The following is a 16,246-nucleotide window of genomic DNA, read 5'->3' on the forward strand; positions in this document are numbered from 1 at the left end:
CCGTGGACCGCCGGGCCGAGCTTGCGCGGTTTTCCCCGGATCAGGCGCAGTTTGTCGCATTTTCCGCCTCCCCAGGCCACTACTGACGACGGATCGTCCGAGTTTCGGGGAGGAACATATGACGATCGACCACCGCATGACCACGCTGGCGCCATTCGAACCGGCGCCCCGGCCCCGCCCGGCCCGGAACCGGCCCGAGAGCCGGCCAGTACGCGATCTGCCACCGGCGGACCGCCTGGTCACCCCATTGCCGGAACCGCCGGACGACCGCCGCCTGACCCAGCGGCTGAACACGATCCTCGAAGTCCTGGGCCGCCGCCGCGCGGCCGCCCAGATCGAGCACCTGGTCGACCCGGCGCTGTTCGCCCGGCTGCGTGACCATCCGCGCCTGCCCGGCACCCGCCACCGCATCGGCCCGCTCCACGTCTGCCACCCCTCGGACACCGCGATCGAAGCCTGCGCCACCATCCGCAGCGGCCCGCGAGTCCTCGCCCTGGCAGCACGCTTCCAACAAACGCGATCCGGCTGGGTGTGCATGCGCTTCCACCTGCTGGCCCCGAGAACCGGCCCGATGCGAGCAGTCCAGCCCGCCGCCCCAGTCCGACGGCTGGCTGCTTGAGCAACTCGGCGGCTGGCTCTCCGAGTCGGCCTTGGGTGGGCGGCGCCCTGCTGCCCACCCGGTTCGGCGGCTGGCCGCCCGAACAGCTCGACGGCTAGCCGCTCGAGCCGGCCTCAGGCAGGCAGTCCAGCCCTCCGCACCGCAGAGTGGTCGGCCGCCAGAGCAGTTCGACGGCCAGCCACCTGAGTCGGCCATAGGCGGACACAGCCAGCACAGCAGCCGGCCGCCAGAGCAGTCGGCCTTGAGCGGCGGTCCCGCCGACACAGCCGTTGTGGCGGGTCACCTGAGCAGCTCGGCGGCCGGCCTTCTGACTCGGTATCGAGCGGGCAGTCCAGCCCGCCACACCGGTACATCAGTCTGAGGCCTGAGCACGTCAGCGGCCAACCGCCCTGAGGCGGTCTTGGGCGGGCCCGCTTGAGGGGCGAGATGCCCGGCCGCCGTATCGGTGCGGCGGCCGGGCTCTTGAGCTGAGGGCGCGGCCGATCGTTCGTGTGCAGGCGGGTCCAGCCACGGCTCGGCTCACGCTCGTCACCGGGCCATGGGGCCGTTCACGCCAGCCCGGGTCCAGGCACGGCTCACGTTCGCCGCCGAGGGCAGGGGCGTTCGGGCCAAAGCCGGGCCTAGCCAGGGCTCGCGTTCGCCGGTCGGGACGGGGCGGCGGGGTCGCTGCGGCCGAGCGCGCCGCAGGCGAATCGGGACAGGGGTCCTGAAAAACCGGTCAGCTGGTCGAAACCGGCAGGCTCGCGAGGCCGCGCAAAGTGGTCATCGGGCCCCAGGACGGGGCGCCCGCGAGGCGGAGCGAAGGGACCCGACGCGCGAGCGTGCGGAAGACGATCCGGCCCTCCAAGCGGGCCAACGGCGCGCCGAGGCAGAAGTGGATGCCCTGGCCGAACGCGAGGTGGCGGCCGGGTTCGCGGGATGGGTCGAAGCGGTCCGGGTTCGGGTGGCCGGCCGGGTCGCGGTTGGCTGCGCCGATCAGGACGATCGCCTGCCATCCCTCGTCCACCTCGAAGCCGCCGACAGAGGTGTCACGCAAGGCTATGCGCGAAGTGAGCTGCACGGGCGAGTCATAGCGCAGTACCTCTTCGACGGCCGGCTCCGCCAGCTCGCCTGCGGGGCCCAGGGCGCCGAGGCCGGCCGGGGCACGCAGCAACGCCAGCACGCCGTTGCCGATCAGGTTGGTGGTGGTTTCGTGGCCGGCGACCAGCAGCAGCGTCAGGGTGACGAGCAGTTCGCCCTCGCTGAGCTTGTCGCCCGCGTCCGAGACCGTGACCAAGTCGGACAGCAGGTCCTGGCCCGGGGAGCGACGGCGTTCGGCCGCCAGATCCCGGAAATACGCGACGAACTCGCGGCGGGCGCGCACCGCCGCCGTACGGTCGGCCTCCGACAGCAGGAAATCCGGGTCGACCGCTCGCGCCATGGCGTGGGACCAAGCGGCGAAACGCTCGCGGTCGGCCAGTGGGACGCCCAGCATCTCGCTGATCACCTCGACCGGCAGCGGCGCCGCTAGCGCGGGCATCAGATCGCCCTCGCCCGCGTCGAGCAAGTCGGTGACCAGGCGGTCGGCGATCGCCTCGATGCGGGGGGCCAGCCGCTCCACCGTGCGCGGCGTGAACGCCTTCGACACCAGCCGTCGCAGCCGGGTGTGGTCCGGCGGGTTCAGGCCGAGGAACGCCCGTACCACCCGGCCGTTTTCGTCCACCGGCTCGTCGGCGTCGCGCTCTGACGGGTCCAGCAGCTCCGGCTCGGGATGGCCGAACGCCGGGTCGCGCACCAGCTCGGTGGCCTCGGCCAAGCCGCTCACCACCAGCGAGCCCGGCGCCAGCTCGGTGACCGCCGACCGCTCGCGCCACCGCCCGTACAACGGATAGGGATCCGCCTTGTGCTCGGGCGCGAACATCGCCGTGAGTTCCTGCGGATCCGCTCGCACGGGCGCGGTGGTCACTGGCGTCCCCTCCTCAACCAGCTCGGAAAAAGCCGCGGGCCGTCCGATGTGGACGGCCCGCAGTTCTGCAAGGTCAGCGACGCGGACCCTTCTTGCCCTTCTTCGCCTGCGCGCGCTCCGCGGCCCGGCGCTCGCGGCGGGTGTTGCCGCCGCCCGCCGCGTCGTCATCGCTCTCGGCACTGTCCGAATGGGACTCGACGCCGCCGCCCTCGGACGGGCCCGACATCGTCAGTCCGGATTGGACACCGCCGCCGATTCCCTTGCCCCGCAAGGCGGACGGCACCGACTCGGTGTCGGTGCTCGGCGCCTGCGGCGGAGTCGGACGCGCGTGGCGGCCGTCGCCCTGGCCGTTTCCGTTGCCATTGCCGAAGGAAGACGCCGCCGCGGCAGTCGCGGAAGTGACCCCGGCGGGCAGCGACGCGGCGCTGTCGGCCGCGGGCTCCGGCTCGGCGCGCTCGACCTGGAGGTTGAACAGGAAGCCGACGGCCTCCTCCTTCAGCGAGTCGAGCATCGCGCGGAACATGTCGAAGCCCTCGCGCTGGTACTCGATCAGCGGGTCGCGCTGCGCGAGCGCCCGCATGCCGATGCCCTCCTTGAGATAGTCCATCTCGTAGAGGTGCTCACGCCACTTGCGGTCGAGCACGGTCAGCATCACCTGGCGCTCGAGGCGGCGCATCGCGCCCTCCTCGCCGACCAGCTCGTCGATCTCAGCCTCACGCCGGTCGTACGCGTTGTGCGCGTCCTCGATCAGCGCCTGGCGCAGGCCGTCGGCGTCGAGGTCGCTGTCGGCCTCCATCAGCTCGTCCCAGTCCAGCCGGACCGGGTAGAGCGTCTTGAGCGCGGTCCACAGCTGCTCGTGGTCCCAGTCCTCGGCGTAACCCGAGGCCGTGGCGCCGTCGACATAGGCGTTCACGACGTCGACCAGCATGTGCTCGATCTGCTCGCGCAGGTCCTCGCCCTCGAGCACGCGGTGACGCTCGGCGTAGATCACCTTGCGCTGCTCGTTCATCACCTCGTCGTACTTGAGGACGTTCTTGCGGGTCTCCATGTTGAGCTGCTCGACCTGGGTCTGCGCGCTCCGGATCGCCTTGGAGACCATCTTGTGCTCGATCGGCACCTCGTCCGGCAGGCGCATCGTGGTCATCACGCGCTCCACCATCACGGCGTTGAACCGGCGCATCAGGTCGTCGCCGAGCGAGAGGTAGAACCGCGACTCGCCCGGGTCGCCCTGACGGCCGGCGCGACCACGCAGCTGGTTGTCGATGCGGCGCGACTCGTGCCGCTCGGTGCCCAGCACGTACAGGCCGCCGGCCTCGCGGACCTCGTCGGCCTCGTCCTTCGCCGCTTCCTTGATCTCCTCGAGCACCTTCGGCCACTCGGCCTCGTACTCCTCGGAGTTCTCCACCGGGTCCAGGCCGCGCTCGCGCAGCTGCTGGTCGGCGATGATGTCCGGGTTGCCGCCCAGCACGATGTCGGTACCGCGGCCGGCCATGTTGGTGGCGACCGTGATGGCGCCCTTCTTGCCGGCCCTGGCGACGATCAGCGCCTCGCGGTCGTGGTGCTTCGCGTTCAGCACCTCGTGCGGGACCTGAAGCTTCAGCAGCAGCTTCGAAAGGTGCTCGGACTTCTCGACGCTGGTGGTGCCGACCAGCACCGGCTGGCCGTTCTCGTACCGCTCGGCGATGTCCTCGGCGACGGCCTCGAACTTGGCCTGCTCGGTCTTGTAGATCAGGTCGGCGCGGTCGTCGCGGACCATCGGCCGGTTGGTCGGGATCGGCACCACGCCCAGCTTGTAGGTCTGGTGGAACTCGGCGGCCTCGGTCTCGGCGGTACCGGTCATGCCCGCGAGCTTCTTGTACAGCCGGAAGTAGTTCTGCAGCGTGATCGTGGCGAGCGTCTGGTTCTCCGCCTTGATCTCGACCTTCTCCTTGGCCTCGATCGCCTGGTGCATGCCCTCGTTGTAGCGGCGGCCCACCAGGATGCGGCCGGTGAACTCGTCGACGATCATGACCTCGCCGTCGCGGACGATGTAGTCCTTGTCCTTGTGGTACAGCTCCTGCACCTTGAGGGCGTTGTTCAGGTAGCCGACCAGCGGCGTGTTCGCGGCCTCGTACAGGTTCTCGATGCCCAGCTGGTCCTCGACGAAGCGGACGCCGGTCTCGGTCACCGCGACCGTGCGCTTCCGGACGTCGACCTCGTAGTGGTACTTCGAGTTGATCAGGTTGGCCTTTTCGGTCCGCTCGCGCGTGCCCATGGTGGTGGTGTCGATGCCCTGCATCAGCGGCGCCAGCCGGGCGAACTCCATGTACCACCGCGACGACTGGTCCGCCGGGCCCGAGATGATCAGCGGCGTCCGGGCCTCGTCGATCAGGATCGAGTCGACCTCGTCCACGATCGCGAAGTTGTGCCCGCGCTGCACGCACTCGTCGAGCGACCACGTCATGTTGTCGCGCAGGTAGTCGAAGCCGAACTCGTTGTTCGTGCCGTACGTGATGTCGGCGTTGTACATGCGGTGCCGCTCCTGCGGCGTCTGCTCCGCCAGGATCACGCCGACCTCGAGCCCGAGGAAACGGTGGATGCGGCCCATCCACTCCGAGTCGCGCTTGGCCAGGTAGTCGTTGGTCGTGACGACGTGCACGCCCTTGCCGGAGATCGCGTTCAGGTAGGCCGCGAGGACACAGGTGAGCGTCTTGCCCTCACCGGTCTTCATCTCGGCGACCTGGCCGAGGTGCAGCGCCGCGGCGCCCATCAGCTGGACGTCGAAGGGCCGCTGGGCGAGCACCCGCTTCGAGGCCTCCCGGGCCACGGCGAACGCCTCGGGCAGCAGCTCGTCGAGCGACTCTCCCTTGCCGTTCCGCTCGCGGAACTCCTCGGTCTTGGCCCGCAGCTCGGCGTCCGACAGATCCTTCACGTCGTCTTCGAGGGTGTTGATGTGATCGGCGATGTTGCGCAGCCGCTTCACCATCTTGCCCTCACCCGCGCGGAGCAGGCGGTTCAGCACCATCCGGTCGACCTCACTAGCTGATCTCGATCGCACCCGAGCCGGTCCCGGGCAATCTGGGCACGGCGGCGCCCGAGTGCGTCGCCGTCGTCTGACCCCATCGTAGGGAACACGGCGCGGTCCGTGCACGCACGTGCTCGCCAAAGGCCACGAAAAGCCCCGGTGACACCCTACCTTCGACGTGCGGATGGCCCGCACGCGAGCGCGTGCGGGCCATCCGGGACAGGTGATCGGAGGGGCTCAGCCGAGCCGGATCACGCCGTAGTCGAAGCCCTTTCGCCGGTAGACGACACTCGGCCGGCCGGCCTCGGAGTCGTTGAACAGGTAGAAGTCGTGGCCGACCAGCTCCATCTCGTAGAGAGCCTGGTCCACCGTCATCGGGTCCGCGCCGTGCTGCTTCTCGCGGACGACGCGGCCGGGCTGATGGCCCAGTTCGTCGTCTTCCCAGCGCTTCTGCTGGGGAATCTCCCCGGTGCCCGCGAAGCCGTTCACCATGGGTTCGGCCGCTTCGCTCTCGGGGGCGTCCAGCACCGCCGTACCGGCGGCAGGACGGGCGACGGCGTCGGATCCGCCGGCCATCGCCACGGAGGTCGCCTCGGCGACCGACTCCGGGCGGCTGCGTCCGTAGTGCACGCGCCGCCGGTCGTGTGTCCGCCTCAGCCGGTTCTCCAGCTTGGTGACGGCGGAGTCGAGCGCGGCGTAGAAGTCCGCTGCGCACGCTTCAGCGCGTACGGCCGGGCCTCGGCCCTTCCCGGTGATCTCGACGCGCTGGCAGCTCTTGGCCTGCCGGCGGTTGGGCTCATGGAAGAGTTCGACCTCGTAGCGGATGACCTTCTTGTCGTAGCGCTCGAGCCGGGCCAGCTTCTCGCTGACGAGTGCCCGATAGTGCTCGGGCACCTCCACGTTGCGGCCCTTAACGACGATGTCCATACACGACCTCCCTCGCTGAGATGACTGCGAGCTGTTGTGTGTTTACACGGCGCCGGTACTGCGGGGACGGAGCCCGGATCTGGCGGGCTGAGAAGAACTCGGGAACCGGTCACGACGTCTCGTGGCGATTGCGCGAGCGCGGACTCAGCAGGCCTCCGGCGCCAGGGACATGGGCTGCATACCTCCCTGCCTGCGGGAATTACTGATAGCGGTGCACGTTAGCTTCATCACGCCGCTTGCAACAGCCCCCGAGCCGGGGGATGTCCCGGACTGGTAACCCGTCACGGCGCGCAGCGAAACCCCCGTGCCCATGGCGAAATCCCGTACCGGACGGCCGAGCGCGTGTCGCTCGATTTCACGCGGACGGCGCAATGGTCCAGGACCCCGGAGACCGAGGGTGACGGCCCGCTCCGCCACAGCCGCCACCCCGGTGGGGTGCTCGGCTGCCGGAGTGATTTCCCGACGAACCCTCATGTCCCGACAACGGCCCGGGACCACGCCGCGTTCCCGCTTGACATCACTCATGTAGGTGACACCCCCATCACCCGGCAGCGAGCAGCGTGAGCACAGCCGCGACGGCGACGCCCGAACTTTTCAACGCGGCCACGCACGCGGCCGCGGTGGCCCCGGTGGTGACGATGTCGTCGAGCACCACGACCCGGCATCCCGGCGGCGGCCGCCCGTCCGGGACGAACCTGAGGCGCCCGGCCAGATTGGCGACGCGCTCGGCCCGGCCCAGGCCTACGGCGTCGCGGGTGGCTTTGAGTTCCAGTGCTGGTGCGACGAAGACTTCGGCGTGCGGGCTCGTTTCTGTTGAGGCCAGCTCCTGGGCGGCTGCCTCGGCGATCCGCAGCATGTGCGGGCCGCCTCGAACGCGCGACGCCGAACGTCGGCTAGGCGCGGGAACCAGGCACAGTGGGTCCGAGGTGGCGAACTGTGTGCAGGACCGCGTGGGTGTGCCGGGTGAGGCCGACGCCGCGGCAACTGGACCCGGCCGAGCTGGATTCGAGTGCCGGTCCGGATTCGAGTAGCCGAGGCCCGAGCCGGTGGGGCTGGGGCTTGCGCGGCTCGAACTCGCGCGGCCGGGGCTGAGGCCGCCGCCGGGCAGGGCGGGGAGGGCGGCAGCGATCGCCCGGCCGAGGAACGGGGCCAGGTCACGGCGGCCTCGCTCCTTGTACGCGATCAGGATTCGCCGGGCCGCGCCCTGGTGGCGGGCCAGGGCGTACGCGCGGACGACACCCGTCAGCGGGGGGCGGACCACCTCCGTGAGCGACCCCCACACCTGCGAACACGTCGCACAGCACGGGGCACCACGGACACCACAACCGGCGCAGCGGGCCGGGATGAGCAGATCGAGAACCATGACCCGCAGTGTGCACCCGGGCACCGACAGTTTCCGGCTCGTGAGTGCCTATGACGGTTAGAACCGGCGTAGCCACTCACGAGCCCCGAACCGTCAGCCCGGGTAGAACGGCTCCGCGTCCGGCATCGAGTGGGGCTGGGGGCGCCAGACCTCGCCCAGTTCCGTGGCGTTCCACAGGCCACCGGCGTCCGCGACGACGATCGGGCGGCTCGGGGCGGAGGTGACGGCTCGGACCGGCGCCGTCAGGTTCGAGCTGTTGAACGCGTCCATCCGCCGCCCGTCCAGCGTGACGCGCTGGACCGGCTGGGAGGACGACGAGGTGACCACCACCAGCGAGTCCGCGGTCGAGCCCCAGTCGACGTCCACGACGTCGGACAGGACGCCCGGCTGCAGGACCCGCGGCTCGCGCAGGGTCACCGTGTCGGCGCTGCGGACCACGGCCGCCACGACGAGCTGGCCGTTCACGATGGCGGCCACGCGGGCGCCGTCGCGGGAAAGGCGCAGGCCGTCGATCTGGCCGAGGGCCAGCACGTCGTTCGCGTTCACGCTCTGGCGCAGCCAGTGGCCGGTCGGGTCGAGGACCATGCGGGCGACCGTCGAGCGGTCCACCACCGTCCAGACCTCGCCCGACGGACCCGCGCCGGCCGGTGCCGGGCGCCAGGTCGGACGGCTCAGGGTGCCGCCGGTGAGATCGGCCAGCGGCAGGTCCCGGCCCATGTCGCCGATCCGCAGGCGCACCTGCCCGCCGTCGCGCTCCACCACCGCGAGGCGCTTGCCGTCGATGGACTGGGCGGCGTTGACGACGTTGTACGCGCCGTTGCCCGCGGCCCCCTCGATGGGCGCGCCGTCGCCGAGCGAGCGGATGCGGCCGCCGGCCGTCATCAGGCCTGTGAGGCCCGAGTTGGGCGACGAAGCGGCGCTGTACGCGGGTACGTCGCTGCTTCGCCAGTACTCGTGGTCGCGCACCAGCGGCATGCCGTCGGCGAGCAGCCGGATGCGCGTGGACGTGACAGTCTGCATCGACAGGACGATCTGCGCGGCGATCAGCGCGCGCGTCTCCGGGCTGGCCCCGGTGAGGCCGGACAGCTGCACCATCAGCGAGCCGTCGTCGTTGTTCTTCACGTTCGTCTCGAGCGAGACCTGGTCGCCGAGCAGGTTCTTCACCGCGCCGGCCAGCCCGGCCGACGGGCCCTGCAGGATCAGGTCCATCACGCGCCCGGGCAGCCCGGACTGGGGCGCCGCCGCGACGTAGCGCAGATCCGGCACGAAAGTCCCCGAGTCCGTCGAGTAGAAGCTCACCGCGACCCGGTTGTAGTTGGCCTCGAAGTCGTCGTCGGTCACCAGCAGCGCCGACGGCGGGACGGAGATCCGCCACTGCCCGTCCGCCTGCTTGCGGACCTCGACCCGCTGCTCCGTCGGGCCGGAGCCGGGGATGAACGCGCTGTCCGCGCTCATCGTGCCGAGCACGGACCCGCGCAGGACCACCTCGCGCACGTTCGGGTCCCGCGCGGGCCCGGTGGACGGCGGGGCCGCCTGGGTGTCGAAGTTGGTGCCGAAGATGTTGTCGATGATCGTCATCGAGCGGCTGGGCTTCCAGGCGCTGCGCTGCTGGTCGTCGAGGTACGCCCGGGCGGCCGCGTTGCTCGACCGCGGGTCGCCGCTGGCGAGCACGAAGTTCCGCACCAGCGTCAGCGGGTCGATGTCCTTCGCCGGCTCGGGCGCGTCGTTCCCTTGCGGCGAGGGGCGGTCGTCGGAGACGGCCACGGGCTGGGACTCGAGCGGGACGTTCGCGCAGCCGGCCACGACCAGCACGCTGAGCAGGACGAGCAGGACGCGCTTCACCGGCCGACCTCCTCGCGGTCGGCGCCGGAGTCGGCCAGGATCGCCTCGGGCGCGGGCTGGACCTCCAGCACCGCGGGCAGCACCGGCACGGCCGGCACGTGGTCCGGTGGCGGCAGCGGCAACGGGCTGTCGGCGGGCCCGACCGGCACGTCCTGGCGGCGCGGCAGCAGCAGGCGGAAGCAGGCGCCGTAGCCGGGTTCGCCCCAGGCCTCCAGCGCGCCGCCGTGCAGCCGGGCGTCCTCCTGGCTGATGGCCAGGCCGAGCCCGGTGCCGCCGGTGCGCCGGTTGCGCGACGGGTCGGCCCGCCAGAACCGGTTGAACACCAGGTCGGCCTCGCCGGCGCGCAGGCCGACGCCGTGGTCCCGGACGGTGATGGCCACCGCCGTCTCGTTCACCCCGACGGTCAGCACCACCGGCTTCCCCTCGCTGTGGTCGACGGCGTTGGCCAGCAGGTTCCGCAGAATGCGCTCCACGCGCCGCGCGTCGACCTCCGCCGCGGCGTCTTCCTCGGGCAGGACCAGCTCCACCGTGCTACCCGCCGTGCCCGCGATCACGCGGACCTGCTCGACGGCGCGAGTGGCGATCGGCCGGACGTCGATCAGCTCGGCCGAAAGCTCCTCGACCCCGGCGTCCAGCCGGCTGATCTCCAGCAGGTCGCCGAGCAGCGCCTCGAACCGGTCCAGCTCGTCCACCAGCAGCTCGGTGGAGCGCGCGAGGCCGGCCGGGAACTGCTCACGCGAGGCGTGCAGCACGTCGGCGGCCATCCGGACGGTGGTCAACGGCGTGCGCAGCTCGTGCGAGACGTCTGAGGTGAACCGGCGCTGCAGGCCGCCGAACTCCTCGAGCTGGCGGATCTGGCCCTGGATGCTCGCGGCCATGCCGTTGTAGGACACGGCGAGCTTCGCCAGGTCGTCCTCGCCGACCGCGGCGAGCCGCTGGTCGAGGTCGCCGCCGGCGAACTGCTCGGCCGCGGCGGCGGCCTCGCGGACCGGCCGCACCACCTGCCGGACCACCAGGTTCGTGATGCCGGCCAGCAGGATCAGCAGCACCAGCCCGCCGACCAGCAGCGTGTTCTGCACGGTCGAGACGGTGTTCTGCTCACTGGTCAGCGGGAACAGCAGGTACAGCTGCAACGGGGTGGCCACCGAGTTGAGCGGCGTGCCGACGATCAGGTACGTGGTAGGCCCGCCGCCGGTGTCGACGGTGTGCTCCAGCCGGGCCAGGTGGTTGCCCTCCACGAACTGGCGCAGCCCCACCGGCACCGAGTTGAACGGCCCGGCGAACACCGTGTCCTTGTCGGACTGGTCGGGCGCGGCGCTGGCCAGCACCGGCTCGAACGTGCCCGCGGTCGAGCCCGCGGGCGAGGCGGAGGTGGTGGAGATCTTCTTGAGCGCGTTCTCCAGCCGCGTGTGCAGCGCGTCCGGCGACTCGCCGCCGACCCCGACCAGCTCGCGCGCGGCCGTGTCGGCCAGGTTCTGGGTCTGCTCGATCGCCGCGTGCCGCTTGGTGTCCAGCAGCCGCTCGGTGATCTGGTTCTGCAGCACCATGCCCAGCACGAAGACCACGGCCGAGGACAGCGCGAGCGTCGAGATCGTGACGCGGAACTGCAGCGAGTGGCGCCACAGGTCGTTCAGCCCGACGGCCCGGCGGCGCGCGGAAACCACGACGCGCCGGACGAGGCGTGCCGTGGCGCGGGCGGAGGCACGCAGCCGTCCCGCCTTCGGGGCACGCGGGGTGTCCGGTTCCGTTGGTTCGGTGCGGGGTTCCGCCGTCATCGCCCGATCACGGCGGGCCGGCCTTGTACCCGACGCCGCGCACCGTCAACACCACCTCGGGGTGCTCCGGGTCCTTCTCGACCTTCGACCGCAGGCGCTGGACGTGCACGTTGACCAGGCGGGTGTCGGCCGCGTGCCGGTAGCCCCAGACCTGCTCCAGCAGCACCTCGCGGGTGAACACCTGGCGCGGCTTGCGGGCCAGCGCCACCAGCAGGTCGAACTCCAGCGGGGTGAGCGGGATGGCCTTGCCCTCGCGGGTGACCTCGTGGCCGGGCACGTCGATCGCCAGGTCGCCGATGGTCAGCGACTCGGCGGGCTCGGCCTCGGTGCGGCGCATCCGGGCGCGGACCCGGGCGACGAGCTCCTTCGGCTTGAACGGCTTGACCACGTAGTCGTCGGCGCCGGACTCCAGGCCCAGCACGATGTCCACCGTGTCGCTCTTGGCGGTCAGCATGACGATGGGCACGCCGGACTCCGCGCGGATCGCCTTGCAGACGTCGATGCCGTTCATGCCGGGCAGCATGAGGTCGAGCAGGACGAGGTCCGGCTTCAGCTCCCGCAGCGCCGGCAGCGCCCTCGAACCGTCCGCGACCACCGCGGTGTCGAACCCCTCGCCGCGGAGCACGATGGTGAGCATCTCCGCGAGCGCGGGGTCGTCGTCGACCACCAAGACACGTGCCTTCATGAGCACATGTTCGCACTAGTTCGCACGGGCCCGGGCACGACCCGCGCGTTTGACCACCAGAAAGATCAAGATCGGGGCACCCCATTGCTCCATCCGGACGCGTGCGGCCGGTCCGGAACGACTCAGGCGACGTCCTCGACACCGGCCACGGCGGGCACCGGCGCGTCGACGTAGACCACGCCTTCGGTGACGACGACCGTGTACGTGCGCACGGGGTTCTTCGCAGGCAGGCAGCTCGGCATGCCGGTGCGGAGGTCGAACAGCGCGGCGTGCAGCGGGCACTCCACGAAGCAGCCTTCGAGCCAGCCGTCGGCCAGCGACGCGTCCTGGTGCGTGCAGGTGTCGTCGATGGCGTAGAAGCCGTCTTCGGTGTGGAAGATCGAGATCGGGACGGGACCGTCGAGGCGGAGCGCTTCGCCTTCGGGCAGGTCGGCGGCGGCGCAGGCGCGGATCATCAGGGGCCTTTCGGGAAACGGGTCACGGGAACCGAAGACGGTTCGGCAGCTTGTTGCGTATTGCGAGACAGGTCGTACTGTGCGCAACAATCCGGGTTACGCACCCCCGTCGTCAAGGGATTCGCCCGCTCAGCCGAACAGATCCACAGCCAGCGGTTAGTGTTGCGCCATGCGGAACCAGGACTCGGGCAACGCAACGGGAAGTCAAGTTCAGTCGGTCGACCGCGCGATCAACGTGCTGGAACTGCTGGCGCGCAACGGCGAGTCGGGGATCACCGAGATCGCCGGCGAGCTGGGGGTGCACAAGTCGACCGCGTCCCGGCTGCTCAGTGTCCTGGAGTCGCACGGCCTGGTCGAGCAGCTGGGCGAACGCGGCAAGTACGCGATCGGCTTCGGCATCGTCCGGCTGGCCGGCGCGGCCACCGGCCGGATGGACATCGCGAAGCTCGGCCGCCAGACCTGCCAGTCGCTCGCCGAGGAGCTGGGCGAGACGGTGAACATCGCGATCGCCGACGACGGCGTGGCCATCAACATCAGCCAGGCCCGCGGCGCGGCCGCCATCACCACGCAGAACTGGACCGGCCAGCGGACCCCGCTGCACGCGACGTCCAGCGGCAAGGTCCTGCTGGCGTACATGGGCGAGCCGGACCGCAAGCGCGTGCTGGGCCACGACCTGGAGCCGTACACCCCGCGCACCACGGTGGACGCCGAGGAGCTGGACCACGAGCTGGAGCGCGTCGCCGAGGACGGCTACGCGGCCTGCTTCGAGGAATTCGAACTCGGCATGCACGCGGTCGCGGTGCCGATCCACGGCCCCGGCGGCGAGGTCGTCGCGGCGATGAGCGCGTCCGGGCCGTCCTATCGCCTTTCGAAGCAGCGGATACGGCAGATTGTCCGGCCGATGTCCGAAGCGGCGCAAGAACTTTCGGCCCAGCTCGGCTACTTCGCGAGCTGACTGCGGCTCCGTCGAGTTACCGCCGCATTACGCGCACGAGCGGCCTGAGGACAAGTGCGAAAACCGCATCCTCGCGCGGTCTTGACAGCGTGCCCGCGATCCCGCACTTTGTTGCAGAAGACGGAACACCATCCCCCATCCGCAACCTCGCCCGCTGCCGGCGGGTCGTTCGGCATGCCTGTCTCACCCCGAGCCGGCGCGTCCGCCGCGGACGCCCCCGGCAGGCAGGAGGTACCCGCGATGGCAGCCCGACCGCGAGTGGTCGTCATCGGCGCCGGGCTGGCCGGCTGCGCGCTGGCCGACGAGCTGACCGAGCGCGGCTGGACCGACGTCACCGTGCTGGAGCAGAACAGCCTCTTCGCCGCCGGCGGGTCCACGCCGCAGTCGCCAGGGCTGGTGTTCCAGACCGGCGCGGATCGCACGCTGACCGAGTTCGCCAAGTACACCGTCGCGAAGTACAGCTCGCTCACGCTGGCCGGGAAGTGGTGCTTCCAGCCCGTCGGCGGCCTCGAGGTGGCGACCACGCCGGAGCGGCTCGCGGACCTGAAGCGGCGGCACGGCTGGGCCACCGCGTCCGGCGTGCGGAGCTACCTGCGTGAGCCGGGCGAATGCGCCGAACTGCACCCGCTGCTCGACGCGGCGAAGGTGCTGGGCGGGCTCCACATCCCCGGCGACGGGCTGGCGAAGCCGCTGCACGCGGCCGAGGCGCAGGCCCGCCGCGCCCGGGACCGCGGGGCGAAGTTCCTTGCCCACCAACGAGTCACGGGCATCGAGCGGCACGCCGGGCGGGTCACCGGCGTGGTCACCGAGACCGATCGCTTCCGCGCCGACGTGGTGGTCTCGTGCGCCGGGATCCGGGCGCCGCAGGTCGGCCGGCTGGTGGACCTCACCGTGCCGCTGGTGCCGATGGCGCACCCGTACGCCCGCACCACACCGCTGGCCGTGCTGGCCGGCGACAACGACGACTTCACCGAGGCGGGCAAGCCGATCCTGCGCCACCCGGACGCCGGCCTGTACTTCCGCGAGCACGTCGACCGGCTCGGCATCGGCTCGTACGGGCACCGCGCGATGCCCGCCGGCGCGGCGGATCCGGGACAGCCGGGCGCCGCCTTCACCCCGGCCGGCTTCGAGGACGCGTGGGCCGCCGCCGTGGACCTGATGCCGGTACTGGGAGAGGCCAAGGTGGAGGACGGCGTCAACGGCCAGTTCCCCGTCACCCCGGACGGGATGCCGCTGCTCGGCGAGCACCCGGACCTCGACGGCTTCTGGCTGGCCGAGGCCGCCTCGGTCACGCACTCCGCGGGCGTCGCCAGGGAGGTGGCGCGCTGGCTGGTCGACGGGCAGCCGCAGCTCGACCTGCACGCGAGCGACCTCGCGCGGTTCGAGCAGGTGCAGCTGGCGCCGGACCACGTGCGCGAGCGATGCCTGCGCAGCTTCGTCGAGGTCTGCGACATCATCCATCCCCGGCAGCCGGCCGAGCAGCCGCGGCCGCTGCGCACGTCGCCGTTCTACGAGCGGCACACCGGGCTGGGCGCGTACTTCCTGGAGTCCGGCGGCTGGGAGCGGCCGCAGTGGTTCGGCGCGAACGAGAACCTGCCGGAGGTCGCTCAGGTGCCGGCCCGCGGCGGCTGGGCCTCCCGCTACTGGTCCCCGGTCGGCGGCGCCGAAGCGCTGGTGGCGCGCAAGCGGGTGGCGATGTTCGACCTGACCCCGGTGCGACGGCTGGAGGTGACCGGGCCCGGCGCGCTGCCGTTCCTGCAGGCGATGACCACGAACCAGCTCGACAAGCCGCCCGGCACGGTGACGTACACGCTGCTGCTGGGCGAGCACGGCGGCGTGCGCAGCGACCTCACCGTCGCGCGGCTCGGGGCCGAGCGGTTCCAGGTGGGCGTGAACGGCTGCCTCGACGTCGACTGGCTGCGCCGCCACCTGCCCGGCGACGGCGCGGTGCAGGTCCACGAGACCACCGCCGGCACCTGCGGCATCGGCCTGTGGGGCCCGCTCGCCCGGCAGGTGCTGCAACCACTGTCCACAACGGACTTCTCGCACGCCGGGATGGGCTACTTCCGGGCCCGGCGCGCGTATGTCGGCAACGTCCCGGTGATCGCGCTGCGACTGTCCACTGTGGGCGAACTGGGCTGGGAGCTGTACACCACCGCGGACCTGGGCCGCCGGCTGTGGGACACGCTGTGGGAGGCCGGGCAGCCGCACGGGGTGATCGCCGCCGGGCGCGAGGCCGTCTCGAGCATGCGGCTGGAGAAGGGCTACCGCTCGTGGGGCGCGGACGTCACCGCCGAGCACGACCCGTTCGAGGCCGGGCTGGGCTTCGCGGTGCGGATGGACAAGGGCTACTTCCTCGGCCGCGACGCGCTGCGCGGCCGGTCCGAGGCGACTGTCAGCCGGAAGCTGACCTGCCTGACCGTCGACGATCCGCAGGCCGTGGTGCTGGGCAAGGAACCGGTGTACGCCGAGGGGCGGCCCACGGGGTACGTCACCAGCGCCGCGTACGGGTACACGGTCGGCAAGAACATCGCGTACGCCTGGCTTCCGGTGGAGTACACCAGACCCGGGACGCCCGTGGAGATCGAGTACTTCGGCGCGAAAGTCCCCGCCGTGGTGGCCGTCGAGCCGCTGTTCGACGTGGGCAAGACGCGGTTGAGGAGCGCCGCGTAACGC

General features: G+C 71.3%; 10 protein-coding genes and 1 pseudogene. 3 read left to right on the forward strand and 8 right to left on the reverse strand.

Annotated elements, in window-relative coordinates:
* Positions 1-118 precede the first annotated feature (118 nt).
* Positions 119-619, forward strand: a complete 501-nt coding sequence (locus OG371_RS07765) for an Rv3235 family protein (protein ID WP_329067030.1) — start codon at positions 119-121, stop codon at positions 617-619.
* A gap of 718 nt (positions 620-1,337) precedes the next feature.
* On the opposite strand, the gene OG371_RS07770 is transcribed toward OG371_RS07765, so the two are convergent.
* The 8 genes and pseudogenes from OG371_RS07770 to OG371_RS07805 form a co-directional block, all read right to left on the reverse strand.
* Positions 1,338-2,564 carry a cytochrome P450 gene (locus OG371_RS07770; protein ID WP_329067032.1) on the reverse strand — a complete coding sequence of 409 codons (1,227 nt, stop codon included), beginning with the start codon at positions 2,562-2,564 and terminating at the stop codon, positions 1,338-1,340.
* Between the two features lie 444 nt (positions 2,565-3,008).
* Positions 3,009-5,568, reverse strand: a pseudogene (gene secA / locus OG371_RS07775) (preprotein translocase subunit SecA); the annotation flags it as partial.
* Between the two features lie 237 nt (positions 5,569-5,805).
* Entirely contained in the window at positions 5,806-6,495 is a 690-nt protein-coding gene (gene hpf / locus OG371_RS07780; protein WP_329067036.1) for a ribosome hibernation-promoting factor, HPF/YfiA family, read from the reverse strand.
* Between the two features lie 541 nt (positions 6,496-7,036).
* Positions 7,037-7,351, reverse strand: coding sequence for a hypothetical protein (locus OG371_RS07785; protein ID WP_329067038.1), 315 nt, complete (start codon positions 7,349-7,351; stop codon positions 7,037-7,039).
* A gap of 600 nt (positions 7,352-7,951) precedes the next feature.
* Positions 7,952-9,700 (reverse strand): LpqB family beta-propeller domain-containing protein, encoded by a 1,749-nt coding sequence (locus tag OG371_RS07790; RefSeq protein WP_329067040.1) that lies wholly within the window; start codon positions 9,698-9,700, stop codon positions 7,952-7,954.
* The gene (mtrB, locus tag OG371_RS07795; protein ID WP_329067042.1) at positions 9,697-11,475 is read right to left on the reverse strand and encodes an MtrAB system histidine kinase MtrB; all 1,779 of its coding nucleotides are present in this window, start codon (positions 11,473-11,475) and stop codon (positions 9,697-9,699) included. The genes OG371_RS07790 and mtrB overlap by 4 nt, the downstream gene beginning before the upstream one ends.
* A gap of 7 nt (positions 11,476-11,482) precedes the next feature.
* Positions 11,483-12,160, reverse strand: coding sequence for an MtrAB system response regulator MtrA (gene mtrA / locus OG371_RS07800; RefSeq protein WP_005150760.1), 678 nt, complete (start codon positions 12,158-12,160; stop codon positions 11,483-11,485).
* A gap of 122 nt (positions 12,161-12,282) precedes the next feature.
* Positions 12,283-12,615 carry a bifunctional 3-phenylpropionate/cinnamic acid dioxygenase ferredoxin subunit gene (locus OG371_RS07805; protein ID WP_329067044.1) on the reverse strand — a complete coding sequence of 111 codons (333 nt, stop codon included), beginning with the start codon at positions 12,613-12,615 and terminating at the stop codon, positions 12,283-12,285.
* A 169-nt stretch (positions 12,616-12,784) separates the two neighbouring features.
* On the opposite strand from OG371_RS07805, the gene OG371_RS07810 reads away from it, so the two are divergent.
* Together OG371_RS07810 and OG371_RS07815 are read left to right on the forward strand one after the other, a co-directional pair.
* Positions 12,785-13,570, forward strand: a complete 786-nt coding sequence (locus OG371_RS07810; RefSeq protein WP_329067046.1) for an IclR family transcriptional regulator — start codon at positions 12,785-12,787, stop codon at positions 13,568-13,570.
* A gap of 240 nt (positions 13,571-13,810) precedes the next feature.
* On the forward strand, positions 13,811-16,243 hold the full coding sequence (locus OG371_RS07815; RefSeq protein WP_329067048.1) for a GcvT family protein: 2,433 nt from the start codon (positions 13,811-13,813) through the stop codon (positions 16,241-16,243).
* The last annotated feature ends 3 nt before the right edge of the window (positions 16,244-16,246 follow it).

Origin of the sequence: Amycolatopsis sp. NBC_01480 (genome assembly GCF_036227205.1) — a bacterium.
Taxonomy (GTDB): Bacteria; Actinomycetota; Actinomycetes; order Mycobacteriales; family Pseudonocardiaceae; genus Amycolatopsis.

Bases quoted from the DNA above. Each gene is read 5' to 3' on its own strand.
- OG371_RS07765 (WP_329067030.1), top strand. From the start codon at position 119: ATGACGATCGACCACCGCATGACCACGCTGGCGCCATTCGAACCGGCG.
- hpf (WP_329067036.1), bottom strand. From the start codon at position 6,495: ATGGACATCGTCGTTAAGGGCCGCAACGTGGAGGTGCCCGAGCACTAT.
- OG371_RS07785 (WP_329067038.1), bottom strand. From the start codon at position 7,351: ATGCTGCGGATCGCCGAGGCAGCCGCCCAGGAGCTGGCCTCAACAGAA.
- mtrB (WP_329067042.1), bottom strand. From the start codon at position 11,475: ATGACGGCGGAACCCCGCACCGAACCAACGGAACCGGACACCCCGCGT.
- mtrA (WP_005150760.1), bottom strand. From the start codon at position 12,160: ATGAAGGCACGTGTCTTGGTGGTCGACGACGACCCCGCGCTCGCGGAG.
- OG371_RS07805 (WP_329067044.1), bottom strand. From the start codon at position 12,615: ATGATCCGCGCCTGCGCCGCCGCCGACCTGCCCGAAGGCGAAGCGCTC.
- OG371_RS07810 (WP_329067046.1), top strand. From the start codon at position 12,785: ATGCGGAACCAGGACTCGGGCAACGCAACGGGAAGTCAAGTTCAGTCG.
- OG371_RS07815 (WP_329067048.1), top strand. From the start codon at position 13,811: ATGGCAGCCCGACCGCGAGTGGTCGTCATCGGCGCCGGGCTGGCCGGC.